Source organism: Stenotrophomonas tumulicola, assembly GCF_014117215.1.
Taxonomy (GTDB): Bacteria; Pseudomonadota; Gammaproteobacteria; order Xanthomonadales; family Xanthomonadaceae; genus Stenotrophomonas; species Stenotrophomonas tumulicola.
On record NZ_JACGXS010000006.1, the window covers coordinates 33,383 to 50,613 of the forward strand.

The window sequence follows — 17,231 nt, forward strand, 5'->3', positions numbered from 1 at the left end:
GCCCGTCACTACCGAAGGTCAGAACCTGAAGGTTGCCTGGGCGCCGGCCATCCTGATGGTGCGCGCGGATCCGGTGTCACGAATGAACGAGCCGGGATCAAACGCACTGAGCGACGCGGTCAGGTTCAGCTCTGGTGTTACCTGCCAGCTCGTGGCCAGTTCGACCTGCTTGCCAATGAAGCGCGCGTCGCTTTCCCGGCCGCTGCGCACCAGCAATCCGGGGATGGCGTAGATTCCGTCGGCAGTACTCTGGCGCCAGTAGGCCACCCCGGTCAGCGACACCGCGACATCCTTGTGTGGATACACCGAGATCGAGGGACGCAGGTGAATGAGGTTGCGCGGGCCGATCGGCGATAGCGCTCCAAAATATTTCCCGTTCGGGAAAAGCGAGTTCAGCGTTCCCAGCTTCGGATCGTCTGGATCGCGGTCACCCGAGACGACATCAGCGGTGAGGGCGACCTCCGGTCGCAGCGGCCTGTTGCGGAAGCGATACCCCATCTCCGCTCCCGCTCCCCACGCCGCTGAGCGATGACCTGCAAATGTACCGAGCTGGATCGCCGCCTCGGCGTTCCAGTGCCAGGCGCCGTCGTCACCGAAGAGCCTGGAACCGAGGGTGTGCGCCAGTTGCTTGCCCGCGCCCTGGTCGAAGACCGCATTTCGGTCTCGCAGGCCGATGTAGTAGACATCGAAGCCGTTCAGATGCTTCGCATCGAACCATTGCGTGGCATAAAGCCCCCAGACTGCTTTATTGCGCGAGCGCCGGTCGTTGAACCCACCGGTTTTCGTGTCGACCGGCTGGAGGTAGAAGCCGGTCAACTGATGTACCTCGCCGGTGAGGATCGCCTCCACGCCGTCAAAGGGCAGCGGAACGCCGGTTCCATACCGCCTGTCGATGAAGCGCCCCGATCCAAACGAAACCAGCTTCCGTCCTGCCGACAGCTGGAGCGAGGCGTCACCCGGCACCGCAAGCTCGACATCGACAAATGCCTGCAGCATGTCGATGCCCGTCGAGTCTGCCGGCCCCTTGGTGCGGTCTGTCCCTGATATCGCCGACAGGATCGGCTGGGCAAACACCCGGACCTTGCCGACATGAAGATCAGCGTAGGGCATCAGCCGGTTCCAGACGTAGCTGTCGTCCTGCGCTGCGCCCCAGTTCACGTTCTCATAGCTTTCGTAGCGTGATCGTGCCTCGACGCCGGTGGTGAGATAGATCGTGCCGTCGTCGCTGAGGGGAATGTATTTGAATCGCTCCGTCCACCGCCCCTTGCGGTTTTCCGGATCGGCGAACGCGGTCCAGTCTTCGGAATAGCGCTCGATCGTCAGCGTCGGGGCGCGCTCCAGATTGGTCGATACCTGCGCGCTGGCCGCGAAGGGCGTGGCCGCGGCAATGGACATCAACCACCCTCTGGCGTTCGCCAGCCGCGCAGCGGTGCGTCGACTGCCGGCGCGGCGCGGTAGACGCCGCGACGTGCTCCCGACCCGATCAGGAACGATGGCGAGCATCACCGTGCTGGGCCTGTCCTTGCCATCCATCCCGGTCAGCCCGCCTTGCTGCCGACGGCAATACCGGGCAGCTGCTGCTCGCCACGATATGCGATGCCGCCGAGACAAAGGAGCCCATCAAGGCCATTGCGGAACGTCATGGATACATCCTTTGCTGTCGTCCAGGTGGGTGTGCAGGCATGCGTCATCGGTGCATTGCATCGGCGCAAACCTTGTCATTCCTGTCGGGGACGCGGTAGTACCCTTTCGCGTCGAACTGTGTCGCGGGAACTGGAACGGAGCGTGGACATTTTCCGTGCCACTCTGTGGTGGGAAACCGGGAGCGCGACCTTGGACATCGAAGAGCTGAGGACATTCGTGGAAGTGGTTCATGCAGGCGGCATTTCCCCTGCCGCACACCGGCTTGGCGTGTCCAAGTCGATCGTCAGCCGACGGCTCGCCCGCCTCGAGGCGGAGCTTGGCGTCCAACTGTTTGCGCGCACCACCCGTGGCGCCTCCCTTACCGAAGCCGGGGCCGCGTTTCGGGAACATGCCGCCAAGGCCTGCGCCGAGATCGACGTCGCCAGGGAAATGATCCTGCCTGCCGATGACCTCCGCGGACGGTTACGAATCGCCGCGCCGCTGTCCTTCGGCCCGACCCACTTCGCCCCCGTGCTGGCGAGAATGGCGCAACGCCATCCCCGGCTCAGCATCCATGCCAGCTACAGCGATCGTTTCGTCGATCTCATCGCGGAGGGTTTCGATTGTGCGATCCGGGTCGGCTACCTGCAGAAGCCCAACCTGCTCGCAAGACGCGTCGGCCCGATCCACGGCAAGCTCGTCGCAAGTCCGGGCTACATCGCGGCGCATGGATCCCCTGAAACACCGCAGGACATCCTTGCCCATGAGGCCCTGATGAAGGGAACGGAAACCTGGCAGTTCATGGATGGCAAGGAGATCATCAGCGTGAATCCGCACGGGCGCTTCAAGGCGGACGATGCCAGCGCCCTCGCCTCCGCCGCAGTGGCGGGACTCGGCATCGCCTGGCTACCGGACGGCGTTACCGACGAGCATGTGGCCTCTGGCGCGCTTGTTCCGCTCATGACGCGTTATCCGCTGCCTCCGGCCGGCATCTATGTCGTTCGCCCACCGAGCCCGCACCCCGCACGGAAGGTATGGGCGCTCACCGAGCTGCTGATCGAGTGTTTCGAACAGGCGCCGGAGCTGGCGAAGATGCTTGCCAAGGCGTGAGCGGCCGTCGGGCGGAACGCCGAGAACGCCGGCGACCTGCCCGAGCAGAACGTCCTGAACTTGCATGGCTGGCGCCACCTCGTTCGTGATGGCCTGAGCCCCGACCTCGCACGCGAGGCAGCGCATGAAGGCCAGGAGCGCCGACTTGCTCAGCGCATACACCGTCAAGCCCGGGAACAGGATGCGCTCGGCCATCGACGAGCCGATGGTGATGATGCGCCCCCGTGCTCGAAATACGGAATGGCCGCCTGCGACGCCAATACGACCACCCGCACATTCTCGTCCCGGAATCAGGCGTTGTAGCCGCCATCCGCTGTGACAATGGAACCGGTCATGAAGCTCGAAGCGGAGCTCGCCAAAAAGGCAACGACTGCTGCGATGTCGGTCGGCTGGCCGTAGCGGCCCAACGACGTCAGCTGTCGGTTCTTGAGGGACAGTTCGCTGCCGTCATCAGGGTTCAGATCGGTGTTGACAGGTCCTGGCTGCACCAAGTTGACAGTGATCCCTTGAGGCCCCAATTCGCGGGCGAGATGACGCGTCAATCCAAGCAGGGCGGACTTGGTCGCTGCGTATGCCGTAATGCCAGGGAACGGTCCACGCTCGGCTGCATTTGAACCCGTGGTGATAATGCGGCTGCCCTGGCCCAGGTGAGGCAGCGCCGCCTGGGTAGCCAGCATCGCGGCACGAACGTTCACAGCCAGAAGCTTATCGACGTCAGCAAGCGACATGTCGGCAAACGTCCCGAAGTACGCATTTCCGACGTTGTTGACGAGAATATCGAGGCCGCCGAACTTGCCGACGGTTTCCTCGATCGACCGTGTCACGGCTGCAGGGTCTCCGCTGTCGGCTTGGATAGCGAGGCCACGCCCACCTTTCGCTTCGATCGCTTGAACAACTTCAGCCGCACGATCGGTCGAATTCAAGTAAGTGATGGCAACATCGGCGCCCCTATCCGCAAGCGCGAGAGCGATCGCTGCACCAATGCCACGAGATGCGCCGGTGACCAGGGCACGCTTTCCACGCAGGTCGTCACCCTGGGCACCTCGCTTTTGTGGCTGTGGTCCGGATGCCGTTGCGGAAAAAGCCGGGCCGGCGAATGCGGCTACGCCGGCAGTAACTGCGCCAAGCATGACGCTCCGCCTGGTCGCCTGGATTTCGTTATCGTCGTAGTCGCGATGCATGTTGTGCTCCAGAAATATTTGCCTCGTTGGGCATGGTTGATGATGGATTTCGCGAATCCATTGCGTGGGCCTGCCTGGCACGCGCCGGTCGGCTCCGTCGCAAGATTATTAGGGCCGACTTCAGCCGCCGGCTATGCGGTTCCAATCAGCGATTGATGCACTTCTCTCAACGCGATCAAGGCACCGCCAACGGGTGCTTACCGCCTGCAGGTCGATTGCCATCATCGAGGCCTGGTTGAGATGATCGAGCGCGCCCCTGATAGAATCTGCATAGCACTCAATGCTATTCAGCGGTGAACTCGAAGGGGCATCAGAGAGGCTGCCCACGCACCAACCCATCCGGTTGAACAAGGTGCGTGGCTGCGGTTTCGAGACTGACTACTCAATTCAGGTAGGACACCAATCCCATGATGAAACCAGAATTTTCCGACCTACTGAATGTCATGGAGCGACATGCGAGGTATGACTATGTGACGCCGATCGACGGATTGAAGGTTGGAAGAGCGGATCAACCCTCCGAAGTCGGGCACTCCATCTATCAGCCTTCATTCGGGCTGGTCGGAAGAGGCGTGAAGGAGATGATGATCGCCGAAACTCCGTTTCGGTACGCGGCCGGAGAATCCCTTTTATGCGCGGCCGACGTTCCCGTCACATCGCAGGTCACCGAAGCTAGCCGGTCTGCCCCTTATCTGGCGATCCATCTAGACATTGATCCGGCGGTCGTCGCCGACCTGCTGCGTGAGCAGTCCGGCCTGCGCCCGAAAACCGGCGACACCGCCATGGCACGAAAATACATTCTCGACCCCGACCTCTACGACCCTCTTATTCGGTTGGTGTCATTGCTGGAGCAGCCACGCGACATCCCGGTCATGGCTCCGCTGATCCGGCGTGAAATTACCTGGAAACTGTTGCACACCCAACATGGACCGTTGCTCAGCCAGCTTGCGTTTGCCAATGGACACGCAACGAGGGTCGGTCGAGCAACCACCTGGATCAGAGAGAATTACGCCGGGACGCTGAACATCCCCCACCTCGCCTCCCTGGCGAATATGAGCGTCCCCAGCTTTCACCGGCATTTCAAGGCGGTGACGTCGATGTCGCCGCTCCAATTCCAGAAACGAGTGCGGTTGCAGGAAGCGCGTCGTGGCCTGTCGAGTGCCAGCACCATTTCGGCCGTAGCTTACGAAGTCGGCTATGAGAGCCTATCGCAGTTCAATCGCGACTATCGCCGTCTTTTCGATCTGACACCCAGTGATGATGCTGCGACGCTGCGCGCCACGCTCAGCCACGATCCCGGGCCGATGGGTCAATCCGCCTTGGCCTGAAGCTTCTCCAAAGCGCCTTCATCTGCAGGTGAGCCGCGTCGAAGCCAGCGCGTGATAACGGCGTGCGCGCCATTGGAGGTTGAAATGATGGTGAGCCGAAAGCACAAGCTCGCAGAGATCCCGCTGCTCGCTTCAATCCTACCGGACAGCCCCCCTCCGTCACGCCCCTATAGGGACATTTAATGCCCTTAAAGATTCTTATTGGAACATTTCCAACGCGGAGCGCAAAGGCGGAGTTTGCTCCAAGCTCGGAGGCGTAACTCATATCTGCAGCCCACGAAGCAGATCTTCGAGTCTCCGCTCGCCGTCCTTCGTCTGAGCGCCGATCTCGAGTCCACCCCGAATAAGGCTTGCGGCGGCGGGACGTTGGAAGAGTTCGACCCACGCATCATGTTCGCGAAGAAAGCCGTCCCTCAAGTCTTCCGGGGGCAAAGCCTTCTTTGCCGCAGCAATCACGCCTTCCGGCAATGCGGCGATGTTGTTCGCCAAGTCGTCAACGAAGCCATTAAGTTCAGTCTCCGGCAACACCCTGTTGATCCAACCGTAGCGTTCCGCCGTCGCAGCGTCGAAAAGATCGGCGCCGAGGACCACTTCCAGAACACGTCCGCGTGGCATTCGGCTGGATAGATACTGGGTGGCGCCACCTCCCGGCGTGATGCCCATCAATGCCTCGCATTGGGCCAGCCACGCCCGACCTTCGGCTGCGAACACCATGTCGGCGGCGGCGACGAACTCCGCACCGCCACCACGTGCGAACCCGGCGAGCTTGACAATCGTCACCTGCGGTTGTTCACGCAGGAGTTCGCCGAATGCCTGGAACGGGTTGAGACCTTCGGGTGCATCACGGGCAACCTCGTTGAAGGCATGCGGCTCATCGATCAGTTTCATGTCGACATGCGCGATGAAGAACTCCGGATCTGCGCTTTGAAAGACGATCACGCGAACGGATGGATCATCGCGGACTGATAGAAGATAGCGACGAATCTCGCCCATCAAGGGTACGTCAAGGACATTAACTGGCGGATTGTCTATCGTTATTCTGGCGACGCCGCGTTCCTGGGAAATATGAAGTCGGGTGAAGTTCTTGCCTGTCATGTTCAATCTTTCCATTTAATTGATTAGCCATGCGCCGTGCAAACCCATCGCGATCAACGCGGAGCCAACATTGCGCGTCGTGGCGTGGTCGTTTCGACGCACTCAATGGATGATCGCGGTGACGCGGATCTCGAAGCGCATCGTCGGCAGGCCCAAGGCCTCAACCCCCAACTGCGTCCAGATCGGCGCGTGGTTGGGCATGTACTGGCGATACAGCTTGACGATCGTGTCGTTGACGACCGGGGGAAAGCCGCCGACATGGTAGGTATTGATGTGAATGACGTGATCCCACGTCGCCCCGGCACTCGCCAGAACGAGTGCGACATTGCCGAATGCGGCGGCAATCTCGTCCTCGATCGCTATTGGGATTTGCAGGTCATCGTTCCAGCCACCCTGGCCGGATGTCTCTACCCGGTTCCCGGTCTTGACGGCGGTCGAAAAATGCAGGGTTCGCCGAAAAGTCTCACCAAACCCCGGGGTGATGATGAACTCGGGTGTTTCCATTGTGTTTCTCCAGGAGGAAAATTCAGCGCTTCAATAAGACTTGCAATCGCAATTCGCCGATTTGGGGACGCAACCCGCGCCCCCTCTGATGCCGTTGGCTCGGCTTCTCAGGCAACAGGATGAGCTCCGCATTGTCGGCCTCTGGCATTTCCATCCTTAAGCGCTGCCGGCGATGATCTGCCCGTTCATGCCTGCATGGCTCCATTTCGACAGCGCGTTTGCAAAATGATGGGGCTTGGCGTCTGATTGGACAGGTAATGACATGAAAATCCCGAGCATTCCATGCCTTGCGCCACTCAGCGTTCAAAGCTGATAAGGAAGCAGGATACTCATGAAATGCCCGGGGCAATTCAGCCATGTATTGCGCTCAGCTTAGTCCTCCAAGAACGCCAGCAAATCCTGGTTGAGGCGGTCCTTGTGCGTGTCTGCCAGGCCGTGCGGTGCACCTGGATACACAAGCAACTTCGCGCCCTTGATCAACTTGGCAGAGGCCTTGCCGGCAGCGTCGATCGGTACGATCTGGTCGTCGTCGCCATGGATCACCAGGGTGGGCACGTCGAACTTCTTCATGTCCTCGCGGAAGTCGGTAGCCGAGAATGCCTCGATGGAGTCGTAGGCGTTCTTGTGACCAGCCTGCAGGCCCTGCACCACGAACGATTGGATCAGTCCTTCATTCGGCTTGTTTCCCGGGCGGTTGAAGTTGAAGAACGGACCCGACGCGATATCCAGGTAAAGCTGCGCGCGGTTCTCCAGCGAACCGTTGCGGATACCATCGAATACCTCGATCGGCAAGCCAGCCGGGTTGTCAGTGGTCTTCAGCATCAGCGGTGGTACCGCGCTGACCAGCACCGCCTTCTTGACGCGCGAGGTGCCATGTCGGCCGATGTAGCGAGCCACTTCGCCACCGCCGGTAGAGAAACCGACCAGGGTGACGCCCTTCAAGTCCAGGGTTTCAATCACCGTTGCCAGGTCGTCGGCGTAATGGTCCATGTCGTTGCCGTGCCACGGCTGGCTCGATCGGCCGTGTCCGCGGCGGTCGTGCGCGACGACGCGATAGCCATGGTCGGCAAGGAAAAGCATCTGCGCTTCCCAGCTATCCGAGCTCAGCGGCCAACCGTGGCTAAAGGTCACAACTGGGCCGTTCTTCGGACCCCAATCCTTGTAGTACAGCTGTACGCCATCGAGCGTAGTGATGGTGCTGGTCGTTTGCATCATGGGGAGTTTCGAAGCGGTTTGGGCAGTCTGGGCGTGGACATCCGGCTGCAGGGACATGCACATGGCCAATAGGCCAAGTGAGACTGTGCGGGTAATCGCGTTCATGGCGTTGTTTTTTCTTGCGCGGCCTTTTCCGGATTGAATCCATCGAAATTGTCGAAGACACCCATGAAGCCTGGAACCGTTGCCTCGCGTGCCCAGTCGCGCTGCAGTTCGCAGTACATCTGCACGCGGCTGATGAGCTTGGCGCCGGCTTGCTCCAAGCGCCGCAATGCCGCTTCGTGGGCGGCGAGAGAGGTGCCGCCCACCGCATCGACAGGGACATAGACCTCATAACCTTCCTGGATCGCGTCGAGCGCGGGGAAGGTAAGGCAAGCCTCGGTCCACAAGGCGGTCATGATCAGCTTGCGGCGTCCGATCGCCTTCACGGCCTGTTTGAACCCGATGTCCTCCCAGCTGTTGATCGAGGTGCGGTCGTACGTTGGCAAATGCCCAAGCACGTCCTGCAATTCCTGGATTGGCGGTTTGTTGCGTCCGGTAGCGACGTTGACCGTTGAATGGATGATCGGGAGGTCGTAGTTCAGCGCGGCCTTGGCCGTGCTCACGATGTTGAAGACAAGCTCATCGCGCGGTATCGACCGGATCGACGAAACCTGGATCGGCTGGTAGTCGATGATGATGAAAGCCGAATTCGCGGGAGTGAGCAGCTGATCCGTCTGTGAATTGCGTATTTCTTCACTTGCCATTTGGCTTATCTCTTCCTTCTTGGATTACTTGTGGTTGGTGATGGATTCAGTACTCATTGAACTGAATGGGAGAAAAGGGCATGGCCCGAGCTCCCCTGCCCGGTTCAAATCAACCTGCAACATTCGGCACCGGCGTATTGAGCAACTGCTGCTCCGTCAGATATGCGACACATGGGGAAACTCTGTTGTGTTCTTGGGAGCGGTAGCCACTTGTGCAAGCGCGGCCAGCTGGTCCAGGCCAGACAAACGTTGCCACCCTAATCCATGACCCGGTAGTGTCATTCCCTGTATAACTGCGTCGCGTTATCTGGAACGGGCACTTGGACATCTTCATGTCAGAATGTGCCGCACACTCAGGAACGCCAGTGTTGGACATCGAAGATCTCCGGACATTCGTGGAAGTTGCCGACGCAGGCGGGATTTCGCCTGCAGCGCTTCGACTCGGCGTAGCCAAGTCGATCGTCAGTCGGCGCCTCCTGCGACTTGAACAGGAATTGGGTATCCAGCTTCTTGCCCGGACCACACGCGGCGCAGCCCTAACGGAAGCAGGAAGCATATTTCGGGACTACGCAGCCAGGGTCTGTGCTGAAATCGACGTCGCTAGGGAAACGATCCTGCCTGCCGACGAGCTTCGTGGCCGCTTGCGAATAACAGCAAACCTTTCTTTTGGCCCAACCCACTTCGCACCCGTAATTGCGGAAATGGCTCGACGCCACACGCAACTCCACATCCATACCTGCTACAGCGATCACCTCACTGATCTCATCGCAGAAGGCTACGATTGCGCGATACGGCTAGGCTATCTCCCGGACTCAACCCTGCTTGCAAGGCGCGTCGGAACGATCTACGGAACGCTCGTTTCAAGCCCAAGCTATGCCGAAATGCATGGGTCGCCCGAGACAGTTGAAGAACTCCTGACGCATCAGATCCTCATGCAAGGAACCGAAACGTGGCAACTCATGGATGGTGAGAAGATCATCATGGTTCGCCCACAAGGACGCTTCAAGGCCGATAACAGCATCGCCCTGATTTCGGCCGCTACGGCAGGACTTGGAGTTGCACGTCTGCCAGAGGGCCTGATTCATGAACACCTGGCCTCAGGGGCGCTAGTTCCAGTCATGAGACGTTATCCGGTCGCTCCCGCAGGTGCGTATGTTGTGCGCCCGCCAAGCCAGCGCCCTTCACGGAAGGTACGAATCCTTACCGAGCTGCTGATCGAGCATTGCGAGCAGTCTCCATACTTTGCAAGAGCTATATATAACTAGCACCTGTCCCCGAATCGAGAATTGGCATAAGACGCCTTTAAAATTGGCACATTCTCAAGATTCCAGACACTCACTGGGAACGGATACAGCATTACTTTCCGGAGGAGAACATCCCGGATAGGCGTCCTGTCCGCCGTGGATCGCGTGGGAATGCCGTTGTCGGTGAGCATGTAATGACCCACCGGTTTCTGCTCAGGTCATGCGGTTAATGTAGCGCCGTAGGCCGCATCGGGCGCCATCATCTTCAATGCCTGGTGTGGTCGCTGGCCGTTGTAGAACGCAATCCAGTCCGCGATGACCTCAGGGCGTGCGTCTGGCTTTCGAAGCGATGGCGATGCACGCACTGCTCCTTCAGTGTGCTGATCACGCGCTCCGCCATGCCATTCTGCTGCGGGCAATGCGGGGTGATGAACTCCTGCAACCCATAGCTGCGCACCAGACGCGTGTAGTCACGGCTGGTGAAGACCAAACCGCTGTCCGAGCGCAGAAGAAACCGCTTCTGCACCCGTCCCAGCGTCCCCAAACGCGTGATAAGGGCTTGCTCCAGTGCTGCTGATGCCGTACTTGCCCTGCCAGTGCGCGACAGGTGCCAGCCCAGCAACTGACGCGTGCTGCAGTCGATCACCAGCACCAGGCTCAACCAGCCATCCTTGCGCCGGCCCATACACGGCACAAATCCGTCGCCCAGCGTTGATCAGGCCGCTCTGCCCGAGATGCTTTGGCCTCAATCCGCGGGCGTTGCCCAAGTGGTCGCAAGCCGGCGATAGCGACCGATAGATGCCGTGACGTATTCACATAACAAGTCAACACGTTACGGCAGTTTTTCGAGAGCTGGCGATAGTCCTCGAAGGACGTCAAATCACTCCCACTCTGTCATCAACGGGCCTCATAAGTCCCTATGATTTAAGGGATTTCCTGTGATCGACAAATTCCATACCGTCGCCATCTACCGTCAAAATCGCGCGTTTAAGGTTGGCGCGGGTTATGGAGGGATTCGCGCGGCGTCGACATTTCCGAGCTTATTGTCGATCAGGATGCATTTTAGCGCGCTCCAATACGACGGGGAATGACCTAGTTCGAAGAGGCTACAGCTCGCCCAAGGAGTCCCCGACCACGGCTACGCATTGATCGAAGCTGGCGTGTATTCCAGCGTGGCGATAGCTTCGAATGCGGCACGCAAGTTGACATGCGGCGCTCGGATCTGCCATGACGGCCAAGAAGCGGATTCGCCGGACCGTCGGCTTAAGCCGAAGTCCGGCGATCAATCCTTCACGCTCTGGCAAAAGCAAGCAGATCCGCATTTAGCTGATCCTGATGTGTTGCCGCCAGGCCATGCGGTGCGCCGGCATAGACCTTCAGCGTGGCATTGGACACGATCGTGGCTGTCAGCTTGCCGGCGTGGCCGATCGGTACGATTTGATCGTCATCGCCGTGGATCACCAACGTCGGTACGTTGATCTTCTTGAGATCCTCGGTGTAATCGACCTCGGAGAACTCATGCACGCTGGCGTACTGGGCAAGAATGCCGCCGTTCATGCCCTGCTGCCAGAAGCCCTGGCGCAAGCCCTGGTTGATCTCTACGCCTTCGCGATTGAACCCGAAGAATGGGATGGCCAAGTCCAGGTAGAAATTGGAGCGGTTGTCGAACACCTGCTTGCGAATGCCATCGAACACGGAAATGTCCAGGCCGCCGGGCCACTGTTCTGTAGAGACCATGATCGGGGGCACCGCCCCCAGAAGTACCACCTTGGCCACGCGGTTGGTGCCGTGTCGGCCGATGTAGCGGGCCACTTCGCCACCGCCGGTCGAGTGCCCGACCAGGATGGCCTCCTTCAGATCAAGCGATTCGATGACGGTGGACAGATCATCGGCCCACGTGTCCATGTCGTTGCCGACTGCGGGTTGATCCGAGCGTCCGTGGCCGCGCCGGTCGTGAGCGATCACGCGGTAACCCTGCTGTACCAGGAACAGCATCTGCCCGTCCCAGGCATCGGCACTCAGCGGCCAGCCATGCGAGAACACGAACGGCTGGGCATCCTTGCGGCCCCAGTCCTTGTAGAAGATGCGGGTACCGTCTTGGGTGGTGATAAAGCTCATGGTGATTCTCCTCGGTTGAAAAACAGTGGGGGATGGAACATCAATGTGTGGTGTCGCACAGGCCGGCCATCTAGCCGATCCGTACGGCCGGTGGGTGCTTGAAGAGCAGGTAGTCCCCGCTCTGACGCCCTTGGGTTTCCAGGTACTTTCCATAGCGGATCTGCGCCGGTTCCCAGCGCCGCAGCGCGCCTTCCACATCGTTTGGCGTTGCCTGCAAAGCATCGGCAAGCGCCAGCGCGTTGGCGGCGGCCTTAGAGGTGCTCGCGGCGGTGTGAGGCCTTGGAATCGCGGCGGCGTCGCCCAGAATGAGCACTCGCCCGGCCACCATGTGGTCCGAGGCCAGATCTCGAATGGCTTGGGCGAAGGGCTCTTTGGTTGCTTCGACGATGCTACGGAACGGCAGCGGCAACAGTGTTTCGGCGTCGCGCAGGATCTGCGTTTTCCATCGGTCGGCCAGTTGGGCTTCGGGGACCGAATAGCCGCGCTGGCGTCCCTGCCGGTCGGTCATGATCTCGCCGAGCAACGCACTGTCGGCAACGCGGTACCACACCCAGTTGTACAGGCGGTGGCCTTCGCGCACGTCATTGTTTTCGCCGGGGACGAGGTAGCCCAGGATGTGCGAGCCAGCATTGTTGGCAAAGCCGAAATCGCCATGCAAGCCTTGGCGCGCCGGCAGCGGCATTTCGTCTTCCGGCACCAATCCGCGCCAAGCCAGGTAGCCAGCGTAAGCGGGCTGCATCTCGGGCCAGAACTGCTGGCGCACGGACGAGTTGCCGCCGTCGGCCCCAATCAGCAGATCACCGACTTCTACCGAGCCATCCGTGAAGTGGGCCGTGACGGTTCCAGCATCTCTATCCTGCTCGACTCGCTCAAGCGTCTTGCTCTGGTGATAGTGCGCATCGCCAAACGCCGCGCGCAGCGTGGTGTAGATCAAAGACCAGGAGGTCTGCATCTGTGGCGCATAGTGCTTGGACTGTATCGAGCCGTCCGGCCGAAATACAGTGCGATGGGTCGACTGGACACCCAGGTTCAACGAACCAAGATCGATGCCGCTGCGCCGAAATACTTCGACCACATCGGGCTGCAGGACGATGCCGCCGCCGCGGCTGTCCAAGTCGTTGGTCGAGCGCTCGAAGACGTCGACGTCCCAGCCGATCCGACGCAGCAGGTTGGCGGCAAAAAGACCGCCGAGCGAGCCGCCAATAACCAGCGCTCGGGGACTACTGGAAGGTGTGGATGTTGGGATGTTCATGGGCAACTCCGTTTCGGTGTTGCCACTTTGCTCCAAACCACTAACGATGATAATCAGGAGGTTTTCATCTTCTCCTTTGCGCTATGCGCAAAGATCGATCCTGCCAGCCTTAGGCCGAACCGACAGCCGACAAGGAAGCCGTCTGCGTGTAGCGGTCCCAATACGGCGGGCTGCCGAAATGCTTCTCCATGAAATCCAGGAAGCAGGCCAACTTCTTTGATCCACGCCGGTTGGGGAGATAGGCCGCCCAGATGGCGCCTTCGGTGGCGCCGGGCGTAGCCGTCCAATCTTCCAGCACTCGGATCAACCGACCCGCCGCCAAATCCTCACCGACCAGCCAGGTTGGCATCAACAGCAGACCGCCCCCCCCGATCGCGACCTCGCGCAGCAATTCCGAGCCATTGGCCTTTAGATTGCCCGACACCGTCACTTTTTCGCTTTTGCCGTCGCGCGCGAGAATCCACGTAGGACTGCCATTGAGGTAGTCGAATTGAAGGCAGTTGTGCTGTGCCAGGTCGGAGGGCTTAGCCGGGGCACCATGCTGGCCAAGGTAGTCGGGACTCGCGCATATCACCCGGCAATGCGGCGCCAGCTTGCGGGCAATCAGCTCCGTGGATGCCATGGGTCCGAGGCGGATAGCCACATCGATGCGCTCCATCGCCAAGTCGGCCACCGTGTCAGACAAGCGGATGTCGAGCTGGATGCCCGGGTACTCCCGCAGGAATCCAGGCAGTGTGGGCCCCACGTGCAAGCGTCCGAATGCGACCGGCATAGCGACGCGCAACAAGCCGGCAGGGGGACCGGATACCTCGCTCACCGTCCGATCGGCACCCTCCAGTTCCTCCAGGATGCGCCGGGCGTCCTCGTAATACTGGCGACCCTCTTCCGTCAACGTCACGCTGCGGGTCGAGCGGTTCATCAGTCGCGCTCCCAGGTGTGCCTCCAGCGCGTTCAGTTGCCGCGTCAGCGACGAAGGCGCGACGCCCAGTCGGCGCGCCGCCGGAGCGAAGCCGCCTTGTTCGACCACCGCCACAAACGCGCTCAATGCTGCAAAACGATCCATGGCGACCTTTGCACTCCACGCAATGAAGAAGTCTAATTTTACTGAATTATCAACTCAAGTGAATGCGAGCAAGATGACTCCACTGCAAACAGGAGAACCATCATGACCATTCACATCACCGTCACATCCGACTTCATTTGCCCCTGGTGCTTCATCGGCGAACGCCGTTTAGCCAAGGCGATCCAGGCCCTGCCAGCTGACACCGCCGTCGAGTTGAAATGGCGCCCATTTGAGTTGAATCCCGATATGCGTTCTGAGGGTTTAAACCGCAAGACTTATCGGTCGCTGAAGTTCGGTAGTTGGGAACGCAGCCAGCTAATGGACGCACAAACCGCAGTCGCCGCCCGCGGCGACGACATAGCCTTCAACTACGACGCGATGGAGAAGACACCCAACACCTTCCTTGCGCATCGGTTGATGCGGCTCGCCGAACACCATGGGCTGGCAACGGAAGTCGCCCGGGCCGTATTTTCCGCCTACTTCGAGCACGGTCGTGACATCGGCAACGTCGCCACGTTGGTCGACATAGCGACGGAGAACGGTCTGGACCGTCAACAGACAGAGGCCTTTCTGGCTGGAGAAGAAGGAGTGGAAGAGGTCCGCGCCGCCGAGCGGGATGGCCAGGGCCGGGGCGTTCGCAGCGTTCCGCTGTTCGACATCGGCGGGGAGATCATCAGTGGTGCGCAATCCGTACAGACCTTCACCACTGCCCTACAGCGCGCCATGGAACAGGACGACGCCTGCACTGGCGGCGCCTGCTCGATCGGCTGAGGGGCACGACGATGCGCCCTTCAACACTCACGCAGCATCCGGGTTTTGCCCGGATGTTTCAGCCCGACCGGCTGACGCTTGGATTGATGCAACCCATGGCGCCGTTGATCAACGGTGTCCCGGACATGGCGGGTCAACTCGCGCTGGCCGCCCGGGCTGACGCGCTGGGCTTCGCGGCGCTATGGGTGCGGGACGTCCCATTGTTTGACCCGGAGTTCAACGATGCCGGGCAAATCTACGATCCGTGGGTTTGGCTCGGCCAACTGGCAGCCGTGACTCGACGCATTGCCCTGAGCAGCGCCGGCATCGTGCTCCCGCTTCGGCACCCGCTGCATACCGCGAAGGCAGCCGCCTCGGTTGATGCGGTCAGCGGCGGACGATTTCTGCTGGGGGCGGCATCAGGTGACCGTGCAAGCGAATACCCCGCCTTCGACCGGTCACATGCATCGCGCGGCGAGGCCTATCGCGAATATATCGAGGTCATTCGCCGCAGCACCTCCGAGGATTACCCAGAGCTATCAGGCACGTTCGGAAGCCTGCGTAACCTGGATCTGTTGCCCAAGGCAACCGACGGGCACCTGCCGCTACTGGCAGTCGGCAGCGCGCAGCAGAGCCTGCAATGGATCGCCCGCCATCTTGATGGGTGGGTCACCTACTTCCGCCCGCTGGAACAGCAGCGGCCTCGGATCGATACTTGGAATCGCACCGTCCAGTCGATCGCCGAGGGTACCTTCCTGCCTTTTACCGAGTCGATGTTCATTGACCTCGCCGAAGATCCGGACACAGCACCTTCACCGATCTTCCTGGGCTACCGGCTCGGTCGCCATCGTCTGGTTGAGGAGCTCACCGCGTTCGCGAAGGCAGGCGTTCATCACGTCGCCTTCAACCTGCGGCACAGTACGCGGCCCGCCGATGAGGTCATGCAGGAACTCGCCGAGTTCGTACTGCCCTCTTTTCCGTCCTTGCAGGCACCAACGACGCCCCCGTCACAGGCACCATGATTGTCAGATGATTTCAAACGGCGGCCTTGGGCTTGCTCGTATCGCCCTTTTTGAATCCCCGGTCGCCGGCGATGAACGCCTCCAGCATGTGCGGGATCAGCGTTACCGCATCAACCGCCTCGCCATACGCCTGCGCGTGCAGCGCGGCGTAGCGGTCGAGGTCGGCTTTCAGGCTGGCCGGGCAGGCGAAGGTCAGTTTGACGCTCTCGGTCTTGAGCAGCCGCCCCAGCCGCAGCTTCTTGGTCGTGCTCATCGTGAAGTCCCCCGATTGAAGAACAGCGGCTGGTACGGCCGCAGCACCAGATCCCGGTTGACGATGATGCGAACCGGCAGGCCCGGCCGCTCGGTCAAGGTGGGCTGGATGTTGAGGTTGCGCCGGGTCATCTGGCCGACCTGATTGATGCTGTCCTGTGCGCTATCGCGCCCGGCGATGATGATGCGATCACCGTCCTGGCGGTTCTCCGGCGCGGCCAGTTCGGCGCCGACGCCCAGCAGCGTGGTCAGCACCGCACCGGCGAAGATGCGATCCCAATGCCAATCGACGCCATCCTCCAGGCCGGCGTAGCCGGCCGGGTCAGTGCCGACCAAGTTGTCGAGCGTGAGCGAGGACGTGTCGGGCAGGATGATCCGGTTCCAGACGACTTGAACGCGGCTCTGCCCGTAGCTGACCTGGCTGTTGTAGCGGCCGAGGATGCGCGAACCCTGCGGAATCAGCAGGAAGCGCCCGGCGGCCGTGTCATAGACCGGCTCCGTCACCGTGGCGATCACATCGCCCGGCAAGTCCGACTTGATGCCTGTGACCAGAGCCCCGGTGACCACCGTTCCGGCCATCACCTGATACGGCGATGCGGGCATTTGCAGGCTGCCGGAATTACGGGTTTCCGTGGTTCCGGCTTGCTGGAACGCCTCCTTCTGGTCTTGCCTGTTCTGCACGGCCGTCGGGTCGGCAGGCTGGGCCGCCGTCGAGGCCGGCCCACGGTATG

The 17,231-nt window shown here is 60.7% G+C and carries 15 protein-coding genes and 3 pseudogenes; 5 read left to right on the plus strand and 13 right to left on the minus strand.

Features of this window, described 5'->3' with window-relative positions:
- Positions 1–18 precede the first annotated feature (18 nt).
- Positions 19–1,395: an alginate export family protein gene (locus tag H4O11_RS12545; RefSeq protein WP_182339767.1), complete on the minus strand. Its 1,377-nt coding sequence runs from the start codon at positions 1,393–1,395 to the stop codon at positions 19–21.
- 438 nt (positions 1,396–1,833) lie between these two features.
- Between H4O11_RS12545 and H4O11_RS12550 the strand changes: the two genes are divergently transcribed.
- Entirely contained in the window at positions 1,834–2,733 is a 900-nt protein-coding gene (locus tag H4O11_RS12550; RefSeq protein WP_182339768.1) for a LysR family transcriptional regulator, read from the plus strand.
- Positions 2,734–2,808: 75 nt separating this feature from the next.
- On the opposite strand, the pseudogene H4O11_RS19585 reads toward H4O11_RS12550, so the two are convergent.
- Together H4O11_RS19585 and H4O11_RS12560 are read right to left on the minus strand one after the other, a co-directional pair.
- Positions 2,809–3,027, minus strand: a pseudogene (locus tag H4O11_RS19585) (SDR family oxidoreductase); the annotation flags it as partial.
- Positions 3,024–3,914: an SDR family NAD(P)-dependent oxidoreductase gene (locus tag H4O11_RS12560; protein WP_220466728.1), complete on the minus strand. Its 891-nt coding sequence runs from the start codon at positions 3,912–3,914 to the stop codon at positions 3,024–3,026. The gene H4O11_RS12560 and the pseudogene H4O11_RS19585, both read right to left, overlap by 4 nt.
- Positions 3,915–4,321: 407 nt before the next feature.
- On the opposite strand from H4O11_RS12560, the gene H4O11_RS12565 reads away from it, so the two are divergent.
- The gene (locus H4O11_RS12565) at positions 4,322–5,239 is read left to right on the plus strand and encodes an AraC family transcriptional regulator (RefSeq protein ID WP_220466729.1); all 918 of its coding nucleotides are present in this window, start codon (positions 4,322–4,324) and stop codon (positions 5,237–5,239) included.
- Between the two features lie 261 nt (positions 5,240–5,500).
- Here the strand turns inward: H4O11_RS12565 and H4O11_RS12570 are convergent, their stop codons facing one another.
- The 4 genes from H4O11_RS12570 to H4O11_RS12585 all read right to left on the minus strand — a co-directional run bounded on the left by H4O11_RS12570 (position 5,501) and on the right by H4O11_RS12585 (position 8,799).
- Entirely contained in the window at positions 5,501–6,334 is an 834-nt protein-coding gene (locus H4O11_RS12570) for an enoyl-CoA hydratase/isomerase family protein (protein ID WP_182339769.1), read from the minus strand.
- A 102-nt stretch (positions 6,335–6,436) separates the two neighbouring features.
- On the minus strand, positions 6,437–6,838 hold the full coding sequence (locus tag H4O11_RS12575; protein ID WP_182339770.1) for a RidA family protein: 402 nt from the start codon (positions 6,836–6,838) through the stop codon (positions 6,437–6,439).
- A 372-nt stretch (positions 6,839–7,210) separates the two neighbouring features.
- On the minus strand, positions 7,211–8,158 hold the full coding sequence (locus H4O11_RS12580; RefSeq protein WP_182339771.1) for an alpha/beta fold hydrolase: 948 nt from the start codon (positions 8,156–8,158) through the stop codon (positions 7,211–7,213).
- On the minus strand, positions 8,155–8,799 hold the full coding sequence (locus tag H4O11_RS12585) for a hydrolase (RefSeq protein WP_182339772.1): 645 nt from the start codon (positions 8,797–8,799) through the stop codon (positions 8,155–8,157). Before H4O11_RS12585 ends, H4O11_RS12580 begins: the two co-directional genes overlap by 4 nt.
- 368 nt (positions 8,800–9,167) lie before the next feature.
- On the opposite strand from H4O11_RS12585, the gene H4O11_RS12590 reads away from it, so the two are divergent.
- Positions 9,168–10,064: a LysR family transcriptional regulator gene (locus tag H4O11_RS12590; protein WP_182339773.1), complete on the plus strand. Its 897-nt coding sequence runs from the start codon at positions 9,168–9,170 to the stop codon at positions 10,062–10,064.
- A gap of 197 nt (positions 10,065–10,261) precedes the next feature.
- Here H4O11_RS12590 and H4O11_RS19505 read toward each other — a convergent pair.
- The 4 genes and pseudogenes from H4O11_RS19505 to H4O11_RS12610 all read right to left on the minus strand — a co-directional run bounded on the left by H4O11_RS19505 (position 10,262) and on the right by H4O11_RS12610 (position 14,476).
- Positions 10,262–10,728 (minus strand): annotated as a pseudogene (locus H4O11_RS19505) (transposase).
- Between the two features lie 605 nt (positions 10,729–11,333).
- On the minus strand, positions 11,334–12,161 hold the full coding sequence (locus H4O11_RS12600; protein ID WP_182339774.1) for an alpha/beta fold hydrolase: 828 nt from the start codon (positions 12,159–12,161) through the stop codon (positions 11,334–11,336).
- 70 nt (positions 12,162–12,231) lie between these two features.
- Positions 12,232–13,413 (minus strand): FAD binding domain-containing protein, encoded by a 1,182-nt coding sequence (locus tag H4O11_RS12605; RefSeq protein WP_182339775.1) that lies wholly within the window; start codon positions 13,411–13,413, stop codon positions 12,232–12,234.
- Between the two features lie 109 nt (positions 13,414–13,522).
- Positions 13,523–14,476, minus strand: coding sequence for a LysR family transcriptional regulator (locus tag H4O11_RS12610; protein WP_182339776.1), 954 nt, complete (start codon positions 14,474–14,476; stop codon positions 13,523–13,525).
- Between the two features lie 102 nt (positions 14,477–14,578).
- On the opposite strand from H4O11_RS12610, the gene H4O11_RS12615 reads away from it, so the two are divergent.
- Complete coding sequence (locus tag H4O11_RS12615) at positions 14,579–15,247, plus strand: DsbA family oxidoreductase (RefSeq protein ID WP_182339777.1); 669 nt, start codon at positions 14,579–14,581, stop codon at positions 15,245–15,247.
- Between the two features lie 11 nt (positions 15,248–15,258).
- Positions 15,259–16,248 carry an LLM class oxidoreductase gene (locus H4O11_RS12620; protein WP_220466730.1) on the plus strand — a complete coding sequence of 330 codons (990 nt, stop codon included), beginning with the start codon at positions 15,259–15,261 and terminating at the stop codon, positions 16,246–16,248.
- 13 nt (positions 16,249–16,261) lie between these two features.
- On the opposite strand, the gene H4O11_RS12625 is transcribed toward H4O11_RS12620, so the two are convergent.
- Together H4O11_RS12625 and H4O11_RS12630 are read right to left on the minus strand one after the other, a co-directional pair.
- Complete coding sequence (locus H4O11_RS12625) at positions 16,262–16,501, minus strand: DUF2274 domain-containing protein (RefSeq protein WP_182339778.1); 240 nt, start codon at positions 16,499–16,501, stop codon at positions 16,262–16,264.
- Positions 16,498–17,223 (minus strand): annotated as a pseudogene (locus tag H4O11_RS12630) (TraB/TrbI/VirB10 family type IV secretion system protein); the annotation flags it as partial. The gene H4O11_RS12625 and the pseudogene H4O11_RS12630, both read right to left, overlap by 4 nt.
- Positions 17,224–17,231: the final 8 nt, after the last annotated feature.